The 20,408-nt window shown below is 63.3% G+C and carries 18 protein-coding genes; 16 read left to right on the top strand and 2 right to left on the bottom strand.

Annotation, left to right across the window (positions count from 1 at the left end; genetic code table 11):
* Window positions 1–147: 147 nt before the first annotated feature.
* Window positions 148–948 carry an enoyl-ACP reductase FabI gene (fabI, locus tag KKQ75_RS05070; protein ID WP_213360755.1) on the bottom strand — a complete coding sequence of 267 codons (801 nt, stop codon included), beginning with the start codon at window positions 946–948 and terminating at the stop codon, window positions 148–150.
* 402 nt (window positions 949–1,350) lie between these two features.
* Between fabI and rimP the strand changes: the two genes are divergently transcribed.
* The 9 genes from rimP to KKQ75_RS05025 all read left to right on the top strand — a co-directional run bounded on the left by rimP (window position 1,351) and on the right by KKQ75_RS05025 (window position 13,373).
* Window positions 1,351–1,968, top strand: coding sequence for a ribosome maturation factor RimP (gene rimP, locus KKQ75_RS05065; protein WP_091814662.1), 618 nt, complete (start codon window positions 1,351–1,353; stop codon window positions 1,966–1,968).
* 6 nt (window positions 1,969–1,974) lie between these two features.
* Complete coding sequence (nusA, locus tag KKQ75_RS05060; RefSeq protein ID WP_091814665.1) at window positions 1,975–3,462, top strand: transcription termination factor NusA; 1,488 nt, start codon at window positions 1,975–1,977, stop codon at window positions 3,460–3,462.
* Window positions 3,463–3,482: 20 nt separating this feature from the next.
* Window positions 3,483–6,446, top strand: a complete 2,964-nt coding sequence (gene infB / locus KKQ75_RS05055) for a translation initiation factor IF-2 (protein WP_213360754.1) — start codon at window positions 3,483–3,485, stop codon at window positions 6,444–6,446.
* The gene (rbfA, locus tag KKQ75_RS05050; RefSeq protein ID WP_213360752.1) at window positions 6,447–6,818 is read left to right on the top strand and encodes a 30S ribosome-binding factor RbfA; all 372 of its coding nucleotides are present in this window, start codon (window positions 6,447–6,449) and stop codon (window positions 6,816–6,818) included.
* A 3-nt stretch (window positions 6,819–6,821) separates the two neighbouring features.
* The gene (truB, locus tag KKQ75_RS05045) at window positions 6,822–7,826 is read left to right on the top strand and encodes a tRNA pseudouridine(55) synthase TruB (RefSeq protein ID WP_213360750.1); all 1,005 of its coding nucleotides are present in this window, start codon (window positions 6,822–6,824) and stop codon (window positions 7,824–7,826) included.
* Window positions 7,827–7,875: 49 nt separating this feature from the next.
* Window positions 7,876–9,708 carry a translational GTPase TypA gene (gene typA, locus KKQ75_RS05040; protein WP_091814674.1) on the top strand — a complete coding sequence of 611 codons (1,833 nt, stop codon included), beginning with the start codon at window positions 7,876–7,878 and terminating at the stop codon, window positions 9,706–9,708.
* Window positions 9,709–9,810: 102 nt separating this feature from the next.
* On the top strand, window positions 9,811–10,812 hold the full coding sequence (locus tag KKQ75_RS05035; RefSeq protein WP_234969983.1) for a DMT family transporter: 1,002 nt from the start codon (window positions 9,811–9,813) through the stop codon (window positions 10,810–10,812).
* Window positions 10,809–11,939 carry an enoyl-CoA hydratase/isomerase family protein gene (locus KKQ75_RS05030; RefSeq protein WP_091814677.1) on the top strand — a complete coding sequence of 377 codons (1,131 nt, stop codon included), beginning with the start codon at window positions 10,809–10,811 and terminating at the stop codon, window positions 11,937–11,939. The genes KKQ75_RS05035 and KKQ75_RS05030 overlap by 4 nt, the downstream gene beginning before the upstream one ends.
* 63 nt (window positions 11,940–12,002) lie before the next feature.
* On the top strand, window positions 12,003–13,373 hold the full coding sequence (locus tag KKQ75_RS05025) for a TrpB-like pyridoxal phosphate-dependent enzyme (protein WP_091814680.1): 1,371 nt from the start codon (window positions 12,003–12,005) through the stop codon (window positions 13,371–13,373).
* Window positions 13,374–13,471: 98 nt separating this feature from the next.
* Here the strand turns inward: KKQ75_RS05025 and smpB are convergent, their stop codons facing one another.
* Window positions 13,472–13,951 carry an SsrA-binding protein SmpB gene (gene smpB / locus KKQ75_RS05020; protein WP_091814683.1) on the bottom strand — a complete coding sequence of 160 codons (480 nt, stop codon included), beginning with the start codon at window positions 13,949–13,951 and terminating at the stop codon, window positions 13,472–13,474.
* 205 nt (window positions 13,952–14,156) lie between these two features.
* Between smpB and KKQ75_RS05015 the strand changes: the two genes are divergently transcribed.
* From KKQ75_RS05015 to KKQ75_RS04985, 7 genes are all read left to right on the top strand, one after another.
* Window positions 14,157–14,597, top strand: a complete 441-nt coding sequence (locus tag KKQ75_RS05015) for a type II toxin-antitoxin system RatA family toxin (RefSeq protein WP_091814685.1) — start codon at window positions 14,157–14,159, stop codon at window positions 14,595–14,597.
* Window positions 14,590–14,949, top strand: a complete 360-nt coding sequence (locus tag KKQ75_RS05010; RefSeq protein WP_091814688.1) for an RnfH family protein — start codon at window positions 14,590–14,592, stop codon at window positions 14,947–14,949. Before KKQ75_RS05015 ends, KKQ75_RS05010 begins: the two co-directional genes overlap by 8 nt.
* Window positions 14,950–14,986: 37 nt before the next feature.
* Window positions 14,987–15,334 (top strand): hypothetical protein, encoded by a 348-nt coding sequence (locus tag KKQ75_RS05005; RefSeq protein WP_213360749.1) that lies wholly within the window; start codon window positions 14,987–14,989, stop codon window positions 15,332–15,334.
* Window positions 15,335–15,462: 128 nt separating this feature from the next.
* Window positions 15,463–16,932, top strand: a complete 1,470-nt coding sequence (gene guaB, locus KKQ75_RS05000; RefSeq protein WP_091814694.1) for an IMP dehydrogenase — start codon at window positions 15,463–15,465, stop codon at window positions 16,930–16,932.
* Window positions 16,933–17,010: 78 nt separating this feature from the next.
* The gene (gene guaA / locus KKQ75_RS04995) at window positions 17,011–18,630 is read left to right on the top strand and encodes a glutamine-hydrolyzing GMP synthase (protein WP_213360748.1); all 1,620 of its coding nucleotides are present in this window, start codon (window positions 17,011–17,013) and stop codon (window positions 18,628–18,630) included.
* A 137-nt stretch (window positions 18,631–18,767) separates the two neighbouring features.
* Window positions 18,768–19,031, top strand: a complete 264-nt coding sequence (locus tag KKQ75_RS04990; RefSeq protein ID WP_213362682.1) for a helix-turn-helix domain-containing protein — start codon at window positions 18,768–18,770, stop codon at window positions 19,029–19,031.
* 1 nt (window position 19,032) lies between these two features.
* Window positions 19,033–20,373 carry a type II toxin-antitoxin system HipA family toxin gene (locus tag KKQ75_RS04985; protein WP_213360747.1) on the top strand — a complete coding sequence of 447 codons (1,341 nt, stop codon included), beginning with the start codon at window positions 19,033–19,035 and terminating at the stop codon, window positions 20,371–20,373.
* Window positions 20,374–20,408 lie beyond the last annotated feature (35 nt).

Genomic DNA, 20,408 nt, shown 5'->3' with positions numbered 1-20,408 from the left:
TGGGACACCAGGCGCTTTTTGTTGGGGCGGAGAGTTGAATCGCAGCGTCTTCAGTGAAGGTTACGCGAATCACTCTCACCGAGAGGCGTGGCCCAGCCAAAAGGCCGGATTGCCAGGACGCCTCGGCATCCTGACCGGTCGCTTCGCTTACTCGTAGTCGGAGCTCAGGCCGGCCGTCTGGCTGAAGCCGCAGTCCACATAGCTGATCTCGGCCGTCATGCCGGAAGCCAGGTCCGACAGCAGGAAGGCGGCGACGTTGCCCACTTCCTCGATGGTGACGTTGCGGCGCAGCGGGGCGTTGGTGGCCATGAAGGCCAGCAGCTTGCCGAAGTCCTTGATGCCGCTGGCAGCCAGCGTCTTGATCGGGCCGGCGCTGATGCCGTTCACGCGGATGGAGCGGCCATCCTCGGTGCGGCCCACGGCTTCGGCCAGGTAACGCACGGATGCTTCCAGCGAGGCCTTGGCCAGGCCCATGGTGTTGTAGTTGGGGATGGTACGCATGGCGCCCAGATAGGTCAGCGTCAGCATGGACGACTTGTCGTTCAGGTAGGGCAGGGCTGCCTTGGCCATGGCCGGGAAGCTGTAGGCGCTGATCTCGTGGGCGATCTTGAAGGCATCGCGGCTCAGGCCGTCCAGGAAGTTGCCAGCAATCGCTTCGCGGGGTGCAAAACTGATGCTGTGCACGAAGCCGTCGAACTTGGGCCATACTTGCGACAGGTCGGCAAACAGCTTCTCGATCTGGGCATCGTCGCCGACATCACAGTCGAACACCAGGCTGGAGCCGAAGTCTGCGGCAAATTCGGTGATGCGGTCCTTGAAGCGCTCGCCCACGTAGCTGAAGGCCAGCTCGGCGCCTTGCTCATGACAGGCCTTGGCAATGCCGTAGGCAATCGAGCGGTTGGAGAGCACGCCGGTAATCAGCAGTTTCTTGCCGGACAGGAAACCCATGGAATTCTTCCTCTTGTAATGTCTGAATGGGAAAATAGCGGTAATCGGGCAGCACCAATGCCAGCCGAAGACAGCATCTGCCTCCGTGCGCGGGTCTGCAAAGTGTGCATTGTAGCATGGCCGATAGGGCTATCGGAAGTCTCGGGACATGCGTTCGGGGTGGCAGGGCACCAAAAGCATGGCGTCGCCACAACGCACAGACGTGCAGGCTCCCTTGTACAGAGGGCGCGCCTCGGCTATAATTTCGTCCATCACCACCAAGCGTGCACGCAAAATGGGCCGGTTTTTACCCGCCCATTTTTTTTGTTCATGCTCGGAAATGGGGGCTTGGCGGCCTGAAGTTTGTTTGCAGAATCAACAGGTTGCCGTAATTTTCTAAACACGGGAACATAAAGGCAAGGCGTGTCGCTACAAAGTCTGGTCGAGCAAACAGTACAAGGATTGGGCCTGGATCTGGTCGAGATTGAACGCTCGGCAGGCGGATTGCTGCGCATCACCATTGATTTGCCCTGGATGCCCGAGCACGCGGCCCTGCCCGAGCAGTTCGTCACCATCGAGGATTGCGAGAAAGTCACCCGCCAGTTGCAGTACGCACTGGAAGTGGACGGCATCGATTACAACCGCCTCGAAGTGTCCTCGCCCGGCATTGATCGCCTGCTGCGCCACGGCAACGATTTCCTGCGTTTCGTCGGCGAGGAAGTCGACATCACGCTGAAAGAGCCGATCGGCCCGAACGAATCCAGCATCGCAGCCAACCGCAAGAAGTTCCGCGGCACGCTGGAGCAGACCGACAGCGGCTGGCAGATCGTGTGGAGCGATGCGCCGCCGGTCAAGCCGGGTCAGCGCGTCAGCAAGAAGAAGGCGCCGCCGCCGCTACAGGCTCTGGGTTTCGTGCTCGATGAGGTGCGCGAGGCCCGTCTGGCTCCCGTGGTCGATTTCAAGGGCCGCCGCAAGCCGGCCGCTGCCAACCCCGCGCAAGAACAACCCCGTCCCGAGAACGACGCACAAGATACGGAGTAAACCACAATGAATCGCGAACTGTTGATGCTGGTCGAGGCGATTGCCCGCGAAAAGAACGTCGAGCGTGACGTGGTGTTCGGCGCCATCGAAATGGCGCTGGCCCAGGCCACCAAGAAGCTGTACAACGGCGAGGTTGACATCCGTGTCGCCATCGACCGCGAGAGCGGCGAATACGAAACCTTCCGCCGCTGGCTGGTCGTGCCCAACGAGGCCGGCCTGCAGAACCCCGATGCCGAAGAACTGCTGATGGATGCGGAAGACCGCATCGCCGATATCGCCGTGGGCGATTTCATCGAAGAGCAGGTCGAGTCCGTGCCGATCGGCCGTATCGGCGCCATGACGGCCAAGCAGGTCGTGCTGCAGCGCATCCGTGATGCCGAGCGCGAAATGCTGCTGCGCGAATTCATGGAGCGTGGCGAGAAGATCTTCACCGGTACCGTCAAGCGCATGGACAAGGGCGACCTGATCGTCGAGAGCGGCCGCGTGGAAGGCCGCCTGCGCCGCAGCGAAACCATCCCGAAGGAAAACTTCCGCACCGGCGACCGCATCCGCGCCATGATCATGGAAGTGGACACCACGCTGCGTGGCGCGCCCATCCTGCTGTCGCGTTCCGCGCCCGAATTCATGGTCGAGCTGTTCCGCCAGGAAGTGCCCGAAATCGAACAGGGTCTGCTGGAGATCAAATCCTGCGCCCGTGACCCCGGCAGCCGTGCCAAGATCGCCGTGGTCGCCCATGACCAGCGCATCGACCCGATCGGCACCTGCGTCGGCGTGCGCGGCAGCCGCGTGACGGCCGTGACCAACGAGCTGGCCGGCGAGCGCGTGGACATCGTGCTGTGGAGTGAAGATCCTGCGCAATTCGTGATTGGCGCGCTGGCTCCGGCCAACGTGCAGTCCATCGTCGTGGACGAAGAAAAGCATGCTATGGATGTGGTGGTGGACGAGGAAAACCTCGCCGTGGCCATCGGCCGTGGCGGCCAGAACGTGCGTCTGGCCTCCGACCTGACCGGTTGGAAAATCAACATCATGGACGCGGCCGAGTCTGCCGAGAAGCAGGCCAACGAGCAGCACGAGCTGCGCACGCTGTTCATGAGCAAGCTGGATGTGGACGAAGAAATCGCCGACATCCTGATCGAAGAGGGCTTTACCAGCCTGGAAGAAGTCGCCTACGTTCCGCTGCAGGAAATGCTGGAAATCGAGGCGTTCGACGAGGACACCGTCAACGAGCTGCGTGCCCGTGCCAAGGATGCCCTGCTGACCATGGAAATCGCCCAGGAGGAGAGCGTGGAAGACGCTGCACTCGACCTGCGCGACCTGGAAGGCATGACGCCCGAACTGCTGGCCAAGCTGGCCGAAGGCAACGTGCATACGCGTGACGAGCTGGCCGATCTGGCGACTGATGAACTGGTCGAGATGACCGGCCAAACTGAGGATGAGGCGACTGCGCTCATCATGAAAGCCCGCGAGCACTGGTTCGACCAGGATCAGGCGTAAGGAAAGGGGTGAGCAACCATATGACAAATACAACCGTCGCCGAATTTGCAGCAGAACTGAACAAGACGCCGCAGGCCCTGCTGGACCAGCTCCAGAGCGCCGGCGTGAACAAGAACGCCGCCTCCGATACCCTGAGCGAGTCCGACAAGCTGAAGCTGCGTGATTACCTGCGTGCCGCCCACGGAACGGGCGCCGAGCGCAAGAAGATCGTGCTGACCAAGAAGTCCACCAGCGAGATCAAGCAGGCCGACGCAACCGGCCGTGCCCGCACCATCCAGGTGGAAGTGCGCAAGAAGCGCACGCTGATCAAGCGTGACGAATACGAGGCCGAAGTTACCGAGGCTGCTGCACCCGCCGCTCCTGCCGTGGATACGGAAGAGCTGCTGCGCCGCGAGGAAGAAGCCCGCCGCCAGGCCGAGCTGATCCGCCGCCAGGAGGAAGAGCTGGCCGAGCGCCGCCGCCAGCGCGAAGAGCAGGAAGCGCGCGAAGCCGAGGAGCGTGCCCGTGCCGAAGCCGAGGCTGCTGCCCAGGCGCGCGCCGCTGCCGAGGCTGAAGCGGCCCGCAAGGCCGCCGAGCCGGTGGATCCGGAAAAGGCCCGTGCCGAAGCCCGCGCCCGCGCCGAGGCCGAAGTGGCTGCCATCCAGAGTGCACGTGCTGCCAGCGCCGAGCGTGAAGCGGCTGCGCGTGAGGCTGCCGAAGCACGCCAGCGCGCTGCTGCCGATGCCAAGGCCCAGGCGGAAGCTGCCGTGGCCGAAGCCAAGGCCAAGGCCGAGGCCGAGCGCCAGGCACGCGTGGACGAGGAAGCCAAGCGCGCCAAGGAACTGGAAGAGCGTCGCCGCAAGGCCCTGGCCGAGGCAGAAGCCATCCGTGCCATGATGAATGCGCCGGCCAAGGTGCTGACGGCCAAGAAGCCGGAAGAACCCAAGCCTGCCAAGGGCACGCTGCACAAGCCGGCTGCCAAGGCCGATGCCAAGCCCGCCCCCAAGGCGGGTGCCACAGCCGCTCCCGCCGCTGGCGCAGGCGCCAAGGAAGTCAAATCCGCCAAGCTTTCCTCCAGCTGGGCCGGCGACGGCGACAGCAAGAAGAAGGGCGAAATCAAGACCCGTGGCGACACCTCTGCCGGCAACCGTGGCGGTGGCAACTGGCGCTCCGGCCCGCGTGGCGGCGGTCGCCGCAACGACCGTGGCCGTGACGAGCGTCGCGAGCCGCAGGCACCGGCCGAGTTCAAGCAGCTCGAGATCCACGTGCCCGAGACCATCACCGTGGCCGAACTGGCACACAAGATGGCCATCAAGGCCTCCGAAGTGATCAAGGTGCTGATGAAGCTGGGCCAGATGGTCACCATCAACCAGCCGCTGGACCAGGACACCGCCATGATCGTGGTGGAAGAAATGGGCCATGTGGCGGTGCAGGCGGCGCTGGACGATCCGGAAGCTTTCACCCAAGAAGAGGTGGAAGCACAAAATGCCGAACTGCTGCCGCGCGCCCCGGTCGTGACCGTGATGGGACACGTTGACCACGGCAAGACCTCGCTGCTGGACTACATCCGCCGCGCCAAGGTTGCGGCCGCAGAAGCTGGCGGCATCACGCAGCACATTGGTGCCTACCACGTCAAGACCGAGCGTGGCATCGTCACCTTCCTGGATACTCCCGGCCACGAGGCGTTTACTGCCATGCGTGCCCGCGGTGCCCAGGCAACCGACATCGTGATTCTGGTCTGTGCGTCCGACGACGGCGTGATGCCGCAGACGCGTGAAGCCATCAAACACGCCAAGGCGGCCGGTGTGCCGATCGTGGTCGCACTGACCAAGGCAGACAAGCCCGAAGCAAACCCCGAGCGCGTCAAGGGCGAACTGGTGGCCGAAGAAGTGGTGCCGGAAGAATTCGGTGGCGACTCGCCGTTCGTTGCCGTGTCCAGCAAGACCGGCATGGGCATCGACGAGCTGCTCGAGAACGTGCTGCTGCAGGCTGAAGTGCTGGAACTGAAGGCGCCGATCGATGCCATGGCCAAGGGCCTGGTGGTGGAAGCCCAGCTCGACAAGGGCCGCGGTCCGGTCGCCACCGTGCTGGTGCAGTCCGGTACGCTCAAGACCGGCGACGTGGTGCTGGCTGGGCAGACCTGGGGCCGTGTGCGGGCCATGAACGACGAAAACGGCAAGCCGACCAAGTCGGCCGGCCCGTCCATCCCGGTGGAAATCCAGGGCCTGACCGAAGTGCCGCAGGCCGGCGACGAATTCCAGGTGCTGGCCGACGAGCGCCGTGCGCGCGAAATCGCCACCTACCGTTCCGGCAAGTTCCGCGATACCAAGCTGGCCAAGCAACAGGCCGCCAAGCTGGAAAACATGTTCGCCAACATGGAGGCGGGCGAGGTCAAGACCCTGCCCATCATCATCAAGGCCGACGTGCAGGGTTCGCAGGAAGCGCTGGCATCCTCGCTCATCAAGCTGTCCACCGACGAAGTCAAGGTGCAGGTGGTGTACGCGGCCGTGGGTGGTATCAGCGAAAGCGATATCAACCTGGCCATCGCTTCCAACGCGGTGGTGATCGGCTTCAACACGCGTGCCGACGCCAACGCCCGCAAGGCGGCCGAAGGCAACGGCATCGACATCCGCTACTACAACATCATCTACGACGCCGTGGATGACGTGAAGGCGGCCATGAGCGGCATGCTGACGCCGGACAAGAAGGAAGAGATCATTGGTCACGCCGAGATTCGTACCGTGTTCGTGGCGTCCAAGATCGGTACCGTGGCGGGCTGTATGGTCACCTCCGGCCATGTCACGCGCAGCGCGAACTTCCGCCTGCTGCGCGACAACGTGGTGATCTATACCGGCGAGCTGGACTCCCTCAAGCGCATGAAGGACGATGTGCGCGAGGTCAAGGAAGGCTTCGAGTGCGGTATCAAGCTCAAGAACTACAACGACATCAAGGAAGGCGACCAGCTCGAATTCTTCGAAGTCAAGGAAGTGGCGCGTACGCTGTAAATGGCACAGAAGAAATCCCCGACCAACCGCAGCTACAAGGTTTCCGACCAGATCCAGCGCGATCTGGCGGAACTGATCGCGCGCGAGCTCAAGGATCCCCGCGTCGGCATGATCACGCTGCAGGGCGTGGAAGTCACGCCTGACTACGCCCATGCCAAGGTGTACTTCAGCGTGCTCACCGGCGACCCGGTGCAGACCGAGGAAGCCCTCAACCACGCGGCCGGCCATCTGCGCAACGGCCTGTTCAAGCGCCTGCACATCCATACCGTGCCGACGCTGCACTTCATCTACGACCGCACGCAGGAGCGCGCGGCCGACATGAACGCACTGATTGCCAAGGCAGTCTCTTCCCGTTCCAAAGACGAGGAATAAACCATGACTGCTGCTCCACGTACCAGGGTGCAGCGCCGCCCTGTGCATGGGGTGGTGTTGCTCGACAAACCGCTCGGACTGTCCAGCAACCAGGCCTTGCAGAAGGTCAAGTGGCTGCTGCGCGCCGAGAAGGCCGGCCATACCGGCACGCTCGATCCGCTGGCCACCGGCGTGCTGCCGCTGTGCTTTGGCGCGGCGACCAAGTTCAGCCAGATGCATCTCGATGCCGACAAAGCCTACGAGGCGACGCTGCGTCTGGGCATTACCACGACCACCGGCGATGCCGAGGGCGAGGTGTTGCAGGAGCAGCCGGTTGCCGTGAGCGATGCCGATATCGCTGCCGTGCTTGAGCGTTTCACGGGCGCGCAGCAGCAGGTGCCACCCATGCATTCGGCCCTCAAGAAGGACGGCAAGGCGCTGTACGAATACGCGCGTGCCGGCGAGACGGTGGAACGACCGGCACGCTCTATCACCGTGTTCCGCCTGGAGCGCCAGGCAGTGCCGGAGAACATCCTGCAGGCTCATCCCGAGGGCACCGTCATCAAGCTGTATGCCGCCGTCAGCAAGGGCACCTACATCCGCACGCTGGCCGAAGACATCGGCGCCGCACTTGGCTGTGGCGCCCACCTGATCGGCCTGCGCCGCGTGCAGACCGGCGTGTTCGGTCTGGAGGGCTGCGTCACGCTGGAAGCGCTCGAAGCCATGAACGAGGCGGAGCGCCTGCAGGCGTTGCAGCCGGTGGACATTCTGCTCACCGGCCATGCTCCTGTCATGCTCGCTGCAGATGATGCAGCACGCTTTCTGACCGGCCTGCGCCGTCGCGGCACATGGCCGGATGCCGACCACCTTGCTGTGTACGGACCGCCGCCTGCGCCCGGTGTTGCCGTGGAGCGTGTGTTGCTGGGCACCGCCCATGCCCACGCCGGCCAGCTGATTCCGACTCGGCTGCTGAGCCCGCTCGAAATCACCCAGGCCTTGGCGCAGCACCCTCCCGACTTGCCGGCCTGAGCCACCCTATAACAAACAAATCTCCCATCTTCCAAAAAGCATTGTTTCCATGAGTACCCAAATCCGCAATATCGCCATCATCGCCCACGTCGACCATGGCAAGACCACGATGGTCGACCAGCTCCTGCGCCAGTCCGGCACCTTTGCCGATCACGAAAAAGTCGTCGACACCGTGATGGACAACAACGCCATCGAGCGCGAGCGTGGCATCACCATCCTGGCCAAGAACTGCGCCGTGAGCTGGGAAGGCACCCACATCAACGTGATCGACACCCCCGGCCACGCGGACTTCGGTGGCGAGGTGGAGCGCGCGCTGTCCATGGTGGACGGCGTGGTGCTGCTGATCGACGCCCAGGAAGGCCCGATGCCGCAGACACGCTTCGTGACCAAGAAGGCGCTGGCGCTGGGCCTAAAGCCCATCGTGGTGGTGAACAAGGTCGACAAGCCGGGCGCCGATCCGGACAAGGTGATCAACGCCGCTTTCGACCTGTTCGACAAGCTGGGCGCGACTGATGAGCAGCTGGACTTCCCGGTGGTGTACGCTTCCGGCATCAACGGCTGGTCGTCGCTGGAAGAGGGCGTGCCGGGCGAGCAGTGGGGCAAGGATATGTCGGCCCTGTTCAACACCATCCTGAAGCATGTGCCGTCGCACGAAGGGGATGCCAGCGAGCCGCTGCAGCTGCAGATTTCTGCCATCGATTTCTCGACCTTCGTGGGCCGCATCGGCGTGGGCCGTGTCAACTCCGGCACCGTGCGCCCCGGCATGGATGTGCTGGTGATGGAAGGCCCGGACGGCAAGCAGACCAAGGGCCGCATCAACCAGGTGCTGACCTTCGAGGGTCTGGACCGCGTGCAGGTCAAGGAAGCCCGTCCCGGCGACATCGTGCTGATCAACGGGATCGACGAGATCGGCATCGGCGTGACCGTGACCGACGTCAACGATCCGCGCCCGCTGCCCATGCTGAAGGTCGACGAGCCGACGCTGACCATGAACTTCTGCGTCAACACCAGCCCGCTGGCCGGCCGCGAAGGCAAGTTCGTGACCAGCCGCCAGATCTGGGACCGTCTGCAGAAGGAACTGCAGGCCAACATGGCGCTGCGCGTGAAGGAAACCAACGAGGACGGCATTTTCGAAGTGTCCGGCCGTGGTGAACTGCACCTGACCATCCTGCTGGAAAACATGCGCCGCGAAGGCTACGAGCTGGCCGTGTCCAAGCCGCGCGTGGTGTTCCGCGAAATTGACGGCGTGCTGTGCGAGCCGATCGAGCTGGTCACCGCCGACATCGAGGAAGGCCACCAGGGCGGCGTGATGCAGGCCCTGGGCGAGCGCAAGGGCGAACTGGTGAACATGGAGCCGGACGGCCGTGGCCGTGTGCGCCTCGAATACCGCATTCCGGCGCGCGGCCTGATCGGCTTCACCAACGAATTCCTGAACCTGACGCGCGGTTCCGGCCTGATCGCCAACATCTTTGACGGCTACGAGGAGCACCGTGGCGAGATCGGCAGCCGCAAGAACGGCGTGCTGATTTCCATGGATGATGGCGAAATCTTCACCTACGCGCTGGGCAAGCTGGACGACCGCGGCCGCATGTTCGTGAAGGCCGGCGACCCGGTGTATGAAGGCATGATCGTCGGCATCCACAGCCGCGACAACGACCTGGTGGTGAACGCCACGCGCACCAAGCAGCTGACCAACTTCCGCGTGAGCGGCAAGGAAGACGCGATCAAGATCACGCCGCCGATCGAGCTGACGCTGGAATACGGCGTGGAGTTCATCGAGGACGACGAGCTGGTGGAGATCACGCCCAAGAGCATCCGCCTGCGCAAGCGTCATCTGAAAGAGCACGAACGCAAGCGCGCCAGTCGCGAGAGCGCCGTCTGATCCCGACCGGGAGGATTCCCGGTTTCCTGAATCTGCGGAGCCTCGGCTCCGCTTTTTTCCGTCTGGTGTGCGATGTTGTTGCGTTCCCTGTTGCCTGCCGCCATGAGCCACCGGCGCGCGGTTGTCGTGATGACGCTGGCCACGCTGCTGTGGGCTACGGCGGGGGTGTTCACGCGCCAGATCACGGGGGCACAGGGTTTCGAGATCACCTTCTGGCGCAGCGTGCTGGCGCTGGCTTCCATGCTGCTGTTGCTTCGCTGGTGGCGCGGGCCGGGATTTTTCGGCCGCATTCCATGGCGCGAACCGGTGCTGTGGCTGTCCGGTTTGTGCTGGGCCACCATGTTTACCGCCTTCATGATGGCGCTGAGTTTTACCACCGTGGCCAACGTGCTGGTGCTTTCGGCGCTCGGGCCGGTATTCACGGCGCTGGTGAACCGCTTCGTACTCGGCAACCCCTTGCCGCGCCGCACCTGGATGGCCATTGCGACGGCAGGAGCTGGAATTTTCTACATCTACGCCGCGCAGCTTACCTTGGGGCACGATCGCAAGCTGATCGGTTCGCTGATTGCGCTGTTGGTTCCGGTGGGCGCTTCCGCGCAATGGATCCTGATGCAGCGCGAGCAGCAGCGCGTTCGTAGACTGACGCCACAGCGGCTTACGACCGAATTGCTGATCGAGCAGGGCGTTATGCCGGATCAAGGGAGCAAGGCGCAAGTGCTACCAACAGAAGACGTCCTGCCTCAACAGATGCCCGCTCCGGCCATCCGCGACATGGTTCCTGCACTGCTGATCGGCGCCGCGCTTTCGGCACTGATATGTCTGCCATTTGCCATTCCCTTTCAGGCCACTCTTGCGGACATGGGCTGGCTCGCGTTGCTCGGCATGGTGCAGTTGGCCATTCCTTGCAGCATGGCGGTGGTGGCTTCGCGCGTATTGCATGCACCGGAACTGTCGCTTCTGGCTTTGCTCGAGATAATTTTTGGCATACTTCTGACTTGGTGGGGTGCGGGCGAAATTCCTGGCCCCAACGTAGCCATCGGCGGCGCGCTGGTCATAGTCGCGCTCGCCCTCAATGAAATCCTCGGATGGAGACAATCGGAATGACGCAAGCGAGACAATGGGCCACCACGGACGTGCTGGAAGAAGTACGAGGTGGTGTCGGTTTCATCACCCTCAACCGTTCGAAGGCGCTCAATGCCTTGTCGCTCGCCATGGTGCGCGCCATGTACGAGATCCTGCTGGACTGGAAGGACAACCCGGCAGTCAAGGCCATCGCGATCCGCGGCAGCAACAAGGAAGGCCCCTTCGGCGCCTTCTGTGCCGGTGGCGACATCCGCTTTTTCCATGAGCAGGCCGAGCATGGCAACCCCGAGATCGAGGACTTCTTCACCGAGGAATACACCCTCAACAATCTGATCCCGAACCTGGGCAAGCCCTATATCGCCTTCATGGACGGCATTGTGATGGGTGGCGGCATGGGCATCAGCCAGGGCGGTACCGACCGCATCCTGACAGAGCGCACGCGCATGGCCATGCCCGAGACCCTGATCGGCCTGTTCCCCGATGTGGGTGGCGGCTATTTCCTGAGCCGTTGCCCGGGCCACACAGGAGAGTGGCTGGGTCTGGCTGGCGACCACGTGATGGGCGGCGACGGTCTGAGCATCGGCTGGGGTGACCATTTCCTTTCCAGCAGCCGCCAGGCTGAAGTGTGGCAGGCGCTGGGCGAGCAGGACTTTTCGTCCGGTGAGGCGGCCCGGCAATGGCTGCGCGGCCAGTGCGAACCGGCTCCCGCCGTGAGCGAGGCTTTTACCAAGGCGCGCGAGGAGGCCGAGCAATTCTTCGGTGCCGGCGATTTCAACGCCATCCTGAAGGCTCTGGAGGCCGCTACCGACAACGCATGGGCACAGAAAACCGCCCAGGCACTGCGCAAGCGTTCGCCGCTGATGCTGCATGTGGTGTTCGAGCAGATCCGCCGCGCCCGCGGCATGACGCTGGCCGAAGACCTGCGCATGGAGCGTGATCTGGTGCGCCACTGCTTCTTCCCGCAGCACATGGGCCGCAAGGCGGTGAGCAGCGAAATCATCGAGGGCATCCGCGCCCTGGTGGTGGACAAGGACAACAACCCGCAGTGGGATCCCCCGCGCGTCGAGGACGTCACGCCCGAGATGATCGAGGCCTTTTTCGAGAGCCCCTGGCCGGCCAGCGTGCACCCGCTCGCATCCCTGAAGTAAACGCCGGAACCGGGAGCCACAGCGCTCCCGGTTGCGTCCTTGCGCCGATTTTGAAAGTTCCCCATGAGCAAGCAAACCAAGTACGTGCTCGACGAAGAGCAGATTCCCAAGTTCTGGTACAACATCCAGGCCGACCTGCCAGTGCCGCTGCCGCCCGTGCTGCACCCCGGCACCATGCAGCCGGTGGGTCCGGATGACCTGTCGCCGCTGTTCCCCATGTCGCTGATCCAGCAGGAAGTCAGCACCGAGCGCGAGATCGAGATTCCCGAACCCGTGCGTGACGTGTTCCGCCTGTGGCGTCCGGCGCCGCTCTACCGTGCCCACGGACTGGAAAAGGCGCTGGATACGCCCGCCAAGATCTTCTACAAGTACGAGGGCGTGAGCCCGGCTGGCAGCCACAAGCCGAACTCTGCCATTCCGCAGGCCTTCTACAACAAGGAAGCCGGCGTGAAGCGCCTGACCACCGAAACCGGTGCTGGCCAGTGGGGCACCTCGTTGGCATTTGCCGGTTCGCTCTATGGCCTGGACGTGGAAATCTTCCAGGTGCGCGTGTCGTACGACCAGAAGCCGTACCGCCGCGCCGTGATGGAAACCTACGGTGCGCGCTGCATCGCCTCGCCTTCCAACGAGACGGAATACGGCCGCAAGGTGCTGGCCGAGAACCCGAACCACACCGGCAGCCTGGGCATCGCCATCAGCGAGGCAGTGGAAATTGCCGCACAACGCGACGACACCAAATACGCCTTGGGCTCCGTGCTCAACCACGTGCTGCTGCATCAGACCATCATCGGCCAGGAAGCCATGCTGCAGATGGAGATGGCCGATGCCTATCCGGACGTGGTGCTAAGCTGCACCGGCGGCGGCTCCAACTTTGCCGGCATTGCCTTCCCGTTCATGGGCCAGGCGCTGCGTGGCGGGCCGAAGCCGCGCATCGTGGCGGTCGAGCCCACGGCCTGCCCGTCGCTCACGCGTGGCAAGTACGCCTACGACTTTGGTGATACCGGCCACATGACGCCCATCACCAAGATGCATACGCTGGGCTCCACCTTCACGCCGCCGGGCTTCCACGCTGGTGGTCTGCGCTACCACGGCATGGCGCCGCTGGTGTCGCATGTGAAGGAACTGGGCCTGATGGAAGCGGTGGCTTACGGCCAGCGCGAGTGTTTCGAGGCCGGCGTACTGTTCGCTCGCCACGAAGGCATCGTGCCGGCGCCTGAATCCAACCACGCCATCAAGGGCGCGATCGAGGAAGCGCTGCGCTGCAAGCGTGAAGGCAAGGCCGAGACGATCCTGTTCTGCCTGAGCGGCCACGGCCACTTCGACATGGCGGCCTACACCCGCTACTTCGAAGGCGATCTGCAGAACGAGGTGTACGCGGAAGAGGCGATGGCCGAGGCCATGGCGCATCTGCCGGAAGTGCCCGAGAACGTCTGACGCTGAAGCCCGGTCAAGAAAGCCCCGCAAGCAATTTGCTGCGGGGCTTTTTCATGGTGAACGGCTGGGCCGGTCGTCCTGCGGCGCAGGACGCGTTTTCAGCGGTTGCGGCTCTTCATCGCGCGTTCCACCTCGCGCTTGCCCTCGCGTTCCTTGATGGTGTCGCGCTTGTCGTGCTCGGCCTTCCCCTTGGCGAGGGCGATTTCGCATTTGACGCGGCCGTTCTTCCAGTGCAGGTTGAGTGGCACCAGCGTGTAGCCTTTCTGCTCGACCTTGCCGATCAGGCGCTCGATCTCGTTCTTGTGCATCAGCAGCTTCTTGGTGCGAACGGCATCCGGCGTGACGTGGGTGGACGCCGATTTGAGCGGGTTGATCTGGCAGCCGATCACGAACAGTTCACCATCGCGCACCACCACGTAGCCGTCGGTGAGCTGCACCTTGCCTTCGCGCACGGCTTTCACTTCCCAGCCCTGCAGCACCATGCCTGCCTCGTATTTCTCCTCGAAGAAATAGTTGAAGGCAGCTTTCTTGTTCTCTGCAATGCGGGTTTGCGGGGGGGCTTTTTTCTTGGTGGCCATGACGGATGCGCGAATCTTGTTGTTCTGGTCTGCCGCGCCGGAAACGTGGAGCGGGTGCTTCTGTGGCAGGTGGGGGCTATGTGCCGAGGATCAAGCCGACTGCACCGGTCCGGGAGGACACAGGTCACGGCCGCCCGAGCCACAGGGAAAGCCGGCCATACTACCTGTCATATGCCGTGTTTACAATGGCATAAAGCAGCATTCTATGAAAACAGTCCACAAATCCGTTCTCATCTGGTACAGCCCGGCGGAAATGTACCAGCTCGTCATCAAGTGCGAAGACTATCCGCAGTTTCTGCCGTGGTGCGATTTCGGCCGTGTGCTCGAGCATACGCCCGATGGCATGGTGGCGGAAATCGGCATTGCCATGGCGGGCCTGAAGCAGAGCTTCGTCACGCGCAATGTGCACGTTCCCGACCGCGAGGTGGAACTGAATCTGGTGCGCGGCCCGTTCTCGCACCTGAAGGGGCGCTGGCGCTTCGAGCCGGTGGGTGATGGTACGCAGCGCGCCTGCCGCGTCCATTTCGATATCGAATACGATTTCTCCAGCCGCACCCTGGCCATGCTGGTGGGGCCGATCTTCGAGAAGATTACCAGCACCTTTGTCGACGCCTTTATCCAGCGCGCCAAGAAGGTCTATGGCTGAGACTGGCTGCATTCCGGTGGAACTGGCCTATGCGCCGGCGCCGCGCTCGGTGATCAGCCAGCATGCCGATCTGCCTGCGGGCAGCACGGTGCGGGAGGCACTGGCGCTGTGGCAGCATGCTGAAGTCCAGGCTTGGCTGGCTGCCGATGGTGCGGATGAAACGCTGCAATGCGGCATCTGGGGCCGCAAGGTGGCGCTGGACCATGTCCTACGTGCGCAGGATCGCGTAGAGTTGTATCGTATGCTCCAGGTGGACCCCAAGGTGGCGCGGCGCGAGCGCTTTGCCAGCCAGGGCGCCCGCACGGCTGGCCTGTTTGCCCGCCGCAGGGCAGGGGCCAAGCCCGGATACTGACAAACCCGGCGTGCCTGCACGCAGAAAAGGACTGTTCATGCTGCATCCCTTCGCTTTTCGCAAGAGTCTCGCCCTGTCTACGCTTGCCGCTGTCGCCTTGCTCGCGGGCTGTGCCAGCACCCTGCCGGGCCAGGGCCCTGTGCCTGCGGCTGCCGAAACCTGGACCAAGCCCGGTGCCACGCTGCAGGATACGCAACAGGCGCTGCAGGCCTGCGGCTACGTCGACCGCTTCAGCATCGGCACCAAGGCCATCGCCAGCCAGTTTGCCTGCATGAACGACAAGGGCTACACCTTCAACGTCAACCGCCAGCTCAGGCGCGAGCACTGCGTCGCCCCGGAAATGCCGGCCGGCTGCGCGGTCTACTGGCATACGCTGAACCGATGAAAGGTGCATTGCATCGCCGGTAAACCGGCCCGTGGTTGACCGCCTGCAACACCCCGGCAGGCGCTAAAGCCTCCGTTGTTACAGGGACAGACGCCTGCGAGTACAATCTTGCTTTTGGAGGAATCCCCATGCGCCTGCTCGGCAAAGCACTCACGTTCGACGACATTCTCCTGGTGCCCGCATACTCCGAAGTCCTGCCCAAGGACACCTCGCTGCGCACCCAGTTCACCCGCAACATCCAACTCAACCTCCCGCTCGTGTCGGCCGCCATGGATACGGTCACCGAGGCACGCCTGGCCATCGCCATGGCGCAGGAGGGTGGCATCGGCATCATCCACAAGAACATGACGGCGCAGGACCAGGCCGCGCATGTGTCCAAGGTCAAGCGCCACGAAAGCGGCATTCTGCGCGACCCGGTGGTGATCACACCGACCACGACCGTGCTGGAAGTCAAGCGCCTGTCCGAGGAGCTGGGCGTGTCCGGCTTCCCGGTGCTGGATGGCGGCAAGGTGGTGGGTATCGTCACCAACCGCGACATCCGCTTCGAAACACGCCTGGATGTGCAGGTCAAGGACATCATGACCCCGCGCGAGCGCCTGGTCACCGCGCCTGAAGGCATTTCGCTGGAAGATGCCAAGGCCAAGCTGCACGAGCACAAGCTGGAGCGCCTGCTGCTGGTGAACGATGCCTTCGAACTGAAGGGTCTCATCCTGGTCAAGGACATCAACAAGCAGACCAATTTCCCCAATGCCGCCCGTGACGACAACGGCCGCCTGCTGGTAGGCGCGGCGCTGGGAGTGGGCCCGGGCACCGAAGAGCGCATCGAGGCGCTGTCTGCCGCTGGCGTGGACGCCGTGGTGGTCGATACGGCCCATGGCCACAGCGCCGGCGTGATTGACCGCGTGCGCTGGGTCAAGCAGAACTATCCGCATATTCAGGTCATCGGCGGCAACATTGCCACCGGTGCTGCTGCCAAGGCACTGGTCGAGGCGGGCGCAGACGCCGTCAAGGTCGGTATCGGCCCCGGCTCCATCTGCACCACGCGCATCGTGGCCGGCGTGGGCGTGCCGCAAATCATGGCGGTAGACAGCGTCGCCACCGCGCTCAAGGGCACGGGCGTGCCGCTGATCGCCGACGGCGGCATCCGCTTCAGCGGCGACATCGCCAAGGCCATTGCTGCCGGAGCCAACACCGTGATGATGGGTGGCATGTTCGCCGGCACCGAAGAGGCACCGGGCGAAGTGATCCTGTTCCAGGGCCGCAGCTACAAGAGCTACCGCGGCATGGGTTCCATCGGCGCCATGCAGCAGGGCAGTGCCGACCGCTACTTCCAGGAAGCGACCAGCGGCAACCCGAACACCGAGAAGCTGGTGCCCGAAGGTATCGAAGGTCGCGTGCCCTACAAGGGCTCGGTGCTCAACATCATCTACCAGATGGCCGGCGGCCTGCGTGCATCCATGGGCTACTGTGGTTGCGCCACCATCGACGAGATGCGCGAAAAGGCCGAGTTCGTGGAGATCACCGCAGCCGGTATCCGCGAGAGCCACGTGCACGACGTGCAGATCACCAAGGAAGCGCCGAACTATCGCGCGGACTGAGTCGCCATGCGGCGTCAACACGGGCTGGGACGCACCTGAAATGGTGGCTCAGCCCTTTTTGGTTTAACGGACATTCCCATGCAACACGACAAAATCCTCATTCTCGATTTCGGCTCCCAGGTGACGCAGCTGATTGCCCGCCGCGTGCGCGAGGCGCATGTGTATTGCGAGGTCCATCCCTGCGACGTGAGCAGCGACTGGGTGCGCGAGTTTGCCGCCGACGGCAAGCTCAAGGGCGTGATCCTGTCCGGCAGCCATGCCAGCGCGTATGAGGAAAGCACCGACAAGGCACCCGACGCCGTGTTCGAACTGGGTGTGCCGGTGCTGGGCATCTGCTACGGCATGCAGACCATGGCGCTGCAATTGGGCGGCAAGGTGGAAAGCGGGCACCAGCGCGAGTTCGGCTACGCCGAAGTGCGCGCCCATGGCCACACCGCATTGCTGAAGGACATCGCCGACTTCACCACGCCCGAAGGCCACGGCATGCTCAAGGTGTGGATGAGCCATGGCGACAAGGTGACCGTGCTGCCGGAGGGCTTCAAGCTGATGGCGTCCACGCCGAGCTGCCCGATTGCCGGCATGGCTGACGAGGCGCGCGGCTACTACGCCGTGCAGTTCCACCCCGAGGTGACGCACACGGTGCAGGGCAGGGCGATGCTGGATCGCTTCGTGCTGGACATCTGCAAGACCAATCCCGACTGGATCATGCGCGACCATATCGAGGAGGCCGTCAAGGCCATCCGCGAGCAGGTGGGCGACGAGGAAGTGATTCTGGGCCTGTCCGGCGGCGTGGATTCTTCCGTCGCGGCGGCGCTGATCCACCGCGCCATTGGCGACCAGCTCACCTGCGTGTTCGTGGATCATGGCCTGCTGCGTTTGAACGAAGGCGACATGGTGATGGAGATGTTCGAGGGCAAGCTGCACGCCAAGGTGGTGCGCGTGGATGCCAGCGAACTGTTCCTGGGCGAACTGGCCGGCGTGAGCGATCCGGAGCAGAAGCGCAAGATCATCGGCCGCCTGTTCGTGGATGTGTTCAAGGCCGAGGCGGAGAAGCTGAAGGCGGGCGATGGCGGCCACAAGGGTGCCACCTTCCTGGCGCAGGGCACGATCTATCCGGACGTGATCGAATCGGGCGGCGCCAAGAGCAAGAAGGCCGTGGTCATCAAGAGCCACCACAACGTGGGCGGCCTGCCCGAGCAGCTGGGCCTGAAGCTGCTGGAGCCGCTGCGTGACCTGTTCAAGGATGAAGTGCGCGAACTGGGCGTGGCGCTGGGCCTGCCGCACGACATGGTGTACCGCCATCCCTTCCCCGGCCCGGGCCTGGGTGTACGCATTCTGGGCGAAGTGAAAAAGGAATACGCCGATCTGCTGCGCCGTGCGGATGCGATCTTCATCGAAGAACTGCGCTCCACCATCGAACCGAACAGCGGCAAGAGCTGGTATGACCTGACTTCGCAGGCATTTACCGTGTTCCTGCCCGTGAAGAGCGTGGGCGTGATGGGCGATGGCCGCACGTATGACTACGTGGTGGCGCTGCGTGCGGTGCAGACGAGCGACTTCATGACGGCGGACTGGGCGGAGCTGCCGTACAGCCTGCTGAAGCGGGTGAGCGGGCGGATCATCAATGAGGTGCGGGGGATTAACCGCGTTACGTACGATGTGAGTTCCAAGCCGCCGGCGACGATTGAGTGGGAGTGAATTTAGGTCCTTCAAGGATTGGCGAAGCTTGACAGCGGGCGCTGGGGGCTGTGAACGCATCGTAGTTGAATTTCAGATATTTGACATATATTTGTTTTTCGGATATCTTGCATTTATTTGCATCTCGGGTATTGGCCATGCCGCCGACGTCACATCCGCTGGTCACTACAGGTCAACTTGGGTCGATGCTGCAGGCTGCGCGCAAGGCTCAGGGGCTGACCCAGTCGGCGCTGGCCAGTCGTATCGGTCTGAGCCAGTCACGGGTCTCTCATCTGGAGCTCAACGCCCACGAACTGAGTGTGGAGCAGCTTCTGGCATGGTGCGCAGCGTTGGACCTGGAATTGGCAATCGGGACCCGGGGTAGCGCAGCAGTGTCGCCAATACCGACCACGGATTGGTGACATGGGACGTCGATCGCACAGCCGCAGCCTGTCTATCTGGACCAACGGTGTTCGCGTGGGGCGGTGGACGATCCCCGCCCGCGGTGAGATGGAGCTGCAGTACGACTCGGGCTGGACGGGGGCTGATATCGGCCGACCGCTGTCGTTGTCGCTGCCGTTCAATCTCCAGAATCTGCCGGTCAAGGGCCAGAAGGTTGCCAACTACTTCGACAACCTGCTTCCGGACAGCGACACGATCCGCCGCCGTGTGGCCGAGCGATTCCGGACGGGCTCGACCGACCCGTTCGATTTGTTGAAGGCCATCGGGCGCGATTGCGTGGGCGCCGTCCAAATCCTGGATGAGGACGAGGTGCCCGCCGACTTCGATCGCATAGAGGGCGTGCCATTGTCCGAGGACGATATCGAGCGGCACCTGATCGAAACCGTTTCGCCGCAGGCCTTCGCTGCGGGCCAGGACCCGGATGCCGATTTCCGTATCTCTCTGGCCGGAGCGCAGGAGAAGACGGCCTTTCTGTGGTGGGGCGGGCAATGGCTCGTGCCGCGTGGTGCCACGCCAACGAGCCACATCTTCAAACTCCCGCTCGGCCTGATGGGCGGGCGGCGGGCGGACTTCAACACGTCCGTGGACAACGAATGGCTGTGCCTGCGACTGCTGAAAGCCTATGGATTGCCCGTGGCTGACGCCCGCATTGCGACCTTTGGCCGACAGCGTGTGCTGGTGGTGGAGCGTTTCGACCGGCGGGTCGCGCCCAATGGGCAGTGGCTCATGCGTCTGCCACAGGAAGACTTTTGCCAGGTCCAGGGCTGCTCGCCATTGCGCAAGTACGAGAACGAGGGCGGTCCGGGGCTCAAGGTCTTGTTCGGCACGCTGCGGCAATCGGTGAACGCCGAGGCCGACATGAAAACGCTGATGGCGGCGCAGGTGCTGTTCTGGTTGCTGCGAGCGCCCGACGGCCATGCCAAGAACTTCAGCATCCAGCTCCTGCCACGCGGGCGTTTCCAGTTGACTCCGCTGTATGACGTGATGTCGGTCTACCCCGTGTTGGGCGATGGCCCCAACCAGTGGTCTCAGTATGAGATCAAGTTGGCCATGGCGCTGCTCGGCAAAAACCGGCACTACGACATGCACGGTATCCAACGCAGGCACTTCAATGGCACTGCACAGAAAGTTGGCTATGCCGCGACTGCCGAGCCGATCATCGAAGAGCTTCTCGCCCTGACTCCAGCGGTCATTGCTGAAGTGCAAGCCGAAATGCCACCGGACTTCTCACCGCGTGTCGGCGATGCCATCCTGGGCGGGCTTGAGCAGGCGGCGAGAACGCTCGGTGCGATGCCGCCGTAAGCAGGCGGCGAGCAGTATGTTCCAAGGCAAGTTCG

Origin of the sequence: Brachymonas denitrificans, assembly GCF_907163135.1 — a bacterium.
In the GTDB taxonomy this organism is placed as follows: Bacteria; Pseudomonadota; Gammaproteobacteria; order Burkholderiales; family Burkholderiaceae_C; genus Brachymonas; species Brachymonas denitrificans_A.
This window is presented reverse-complemented; position numbering and strand designations above follow the sequence as displayed.

What these genes read in the sequence shown, in the direction of transcription:
- fabI (WP_213360755.1), bottom strand. Translation starts at nt 948, where the DNA reads ATGGGTTTCCTGTCCGGCAAGAAACTGCTGATTACCGGCGTGCTCTCC.
- nusA (WP_091814665.1), top strand. Translation starts at nt 1,975, where the DNA reads ATGAATCGCGAACTGTTGATGCTGGTCGAGGCGATTGCCCGCGAAAAG.
- infB (WP_213360754.1), top strand. Translation starts at nt 3,483, where the DNA reads ATGACAAATACAACCGTCGCCGAATTTGCAGCAGAACTGAACAAGACG.
- rbfA (WP_213360752.1), top strand. Translation starts at nt 6,447, where the DNA reads ATGGCACAGAAGAAATCCCCGACCAACCGCAGCTACAAGGTTTCCGAC.
- truB (WP_213360750.1), top strand. Translation starts at nt 6,822, where the DNA reads ATGACTGCTGCTCCACGTACCAGGGTGCAGCGCCGCCCTGTGCATGGG.
- typA (WP_091814674.1), top strand. Translation starts at nt 7,876, where the DNA reads ATGAGTACCCAAATCCGCAATATCGCCATCATCGCCCACGTCGACCAT.
- KKQ75_RS05035 (WP_234969983.1), top strand. Translation starts at nt 9,811, where the DNA reads ATGAGCCACCGGCGCGCGGTTGTCGTGATGACGCTGGCCACGCTGCTG.
- KKQ75_RS05030 (WP_091814677.1), top strand. Translation starts at nt 10,809, where the DNA reads ATGACGCAAGCGAGACAATGGGCCACCACGGACGTGCTGGAAGAAGTA.
- KKQ75_RS05025 (WP_091814680.1), top strand. Translation starts at nt 12,003, where the DNA reads ATGAGCAAGCAAACCAAGTACGTGCTCGACGAAGAGCAGATTCCCAAG.
- smpB (WP_091814683.1), bottom strand. Translation starts at nt 13,951, where the DNA reads ATGGCCACCAAGAAAAAAGCCCCCCCGCAAACCCGCATTGCAGAGAAC.
- KKQ75_RS05015 (WP_091814685.1), top strand. Translation starts at nt 14,157, where the DNA reads ATGAAAACAGTCCACAAATCCGTTCTCATCTGGTACAGCCCGGCGGAA.
- KKQ75_RS05010 (WP_091814688.1), top strand. Translation starts at nt 14,590, where the DNA reads ATGGCTGAGACTGGCTGCATTCCGGTGGAACTGGCCTATGCGCCGGCG.
- KKQ75_RS05005 (WP_213360749.1), top strand. Translation starts at nt 14,987, where the DNA reads ATGCTGCATCCCTTCGCTTTTCGCAAGAGTCTCGCCCTGTCTACGCTT.
- guaB (WP_091814694.1), top strand. Translation starts at nt 15,463, where the DNA reads ATGCGCCTGCTCGGCAAAGCACTCACGTTCGACGACATTCTCCTGGTG.
- guaA (WP_213360748.1), top strand. Translation starts at nt 17,011, where the DNA reads ATGCAACACGACAAAATCCTCATTCTCGATTTCGGCTCCCAGGTGACG.
- KKQ75_RS04990 (WP_213362682.1), top strand. Translation starts at nt 18,768, where the DNA reads ATGCCGCCGACGTCACATCCGCTGGTCACTACAGGTCAACTTGGGTCG.
- KKQ75_RS04985 (WP_213360747.1), top strand. Translation starts at nt 19,033, where the DNA reads ATGGGACGTCGATCGCACAGCCGCAGCCTGTCTATCTGGACCAACGGT.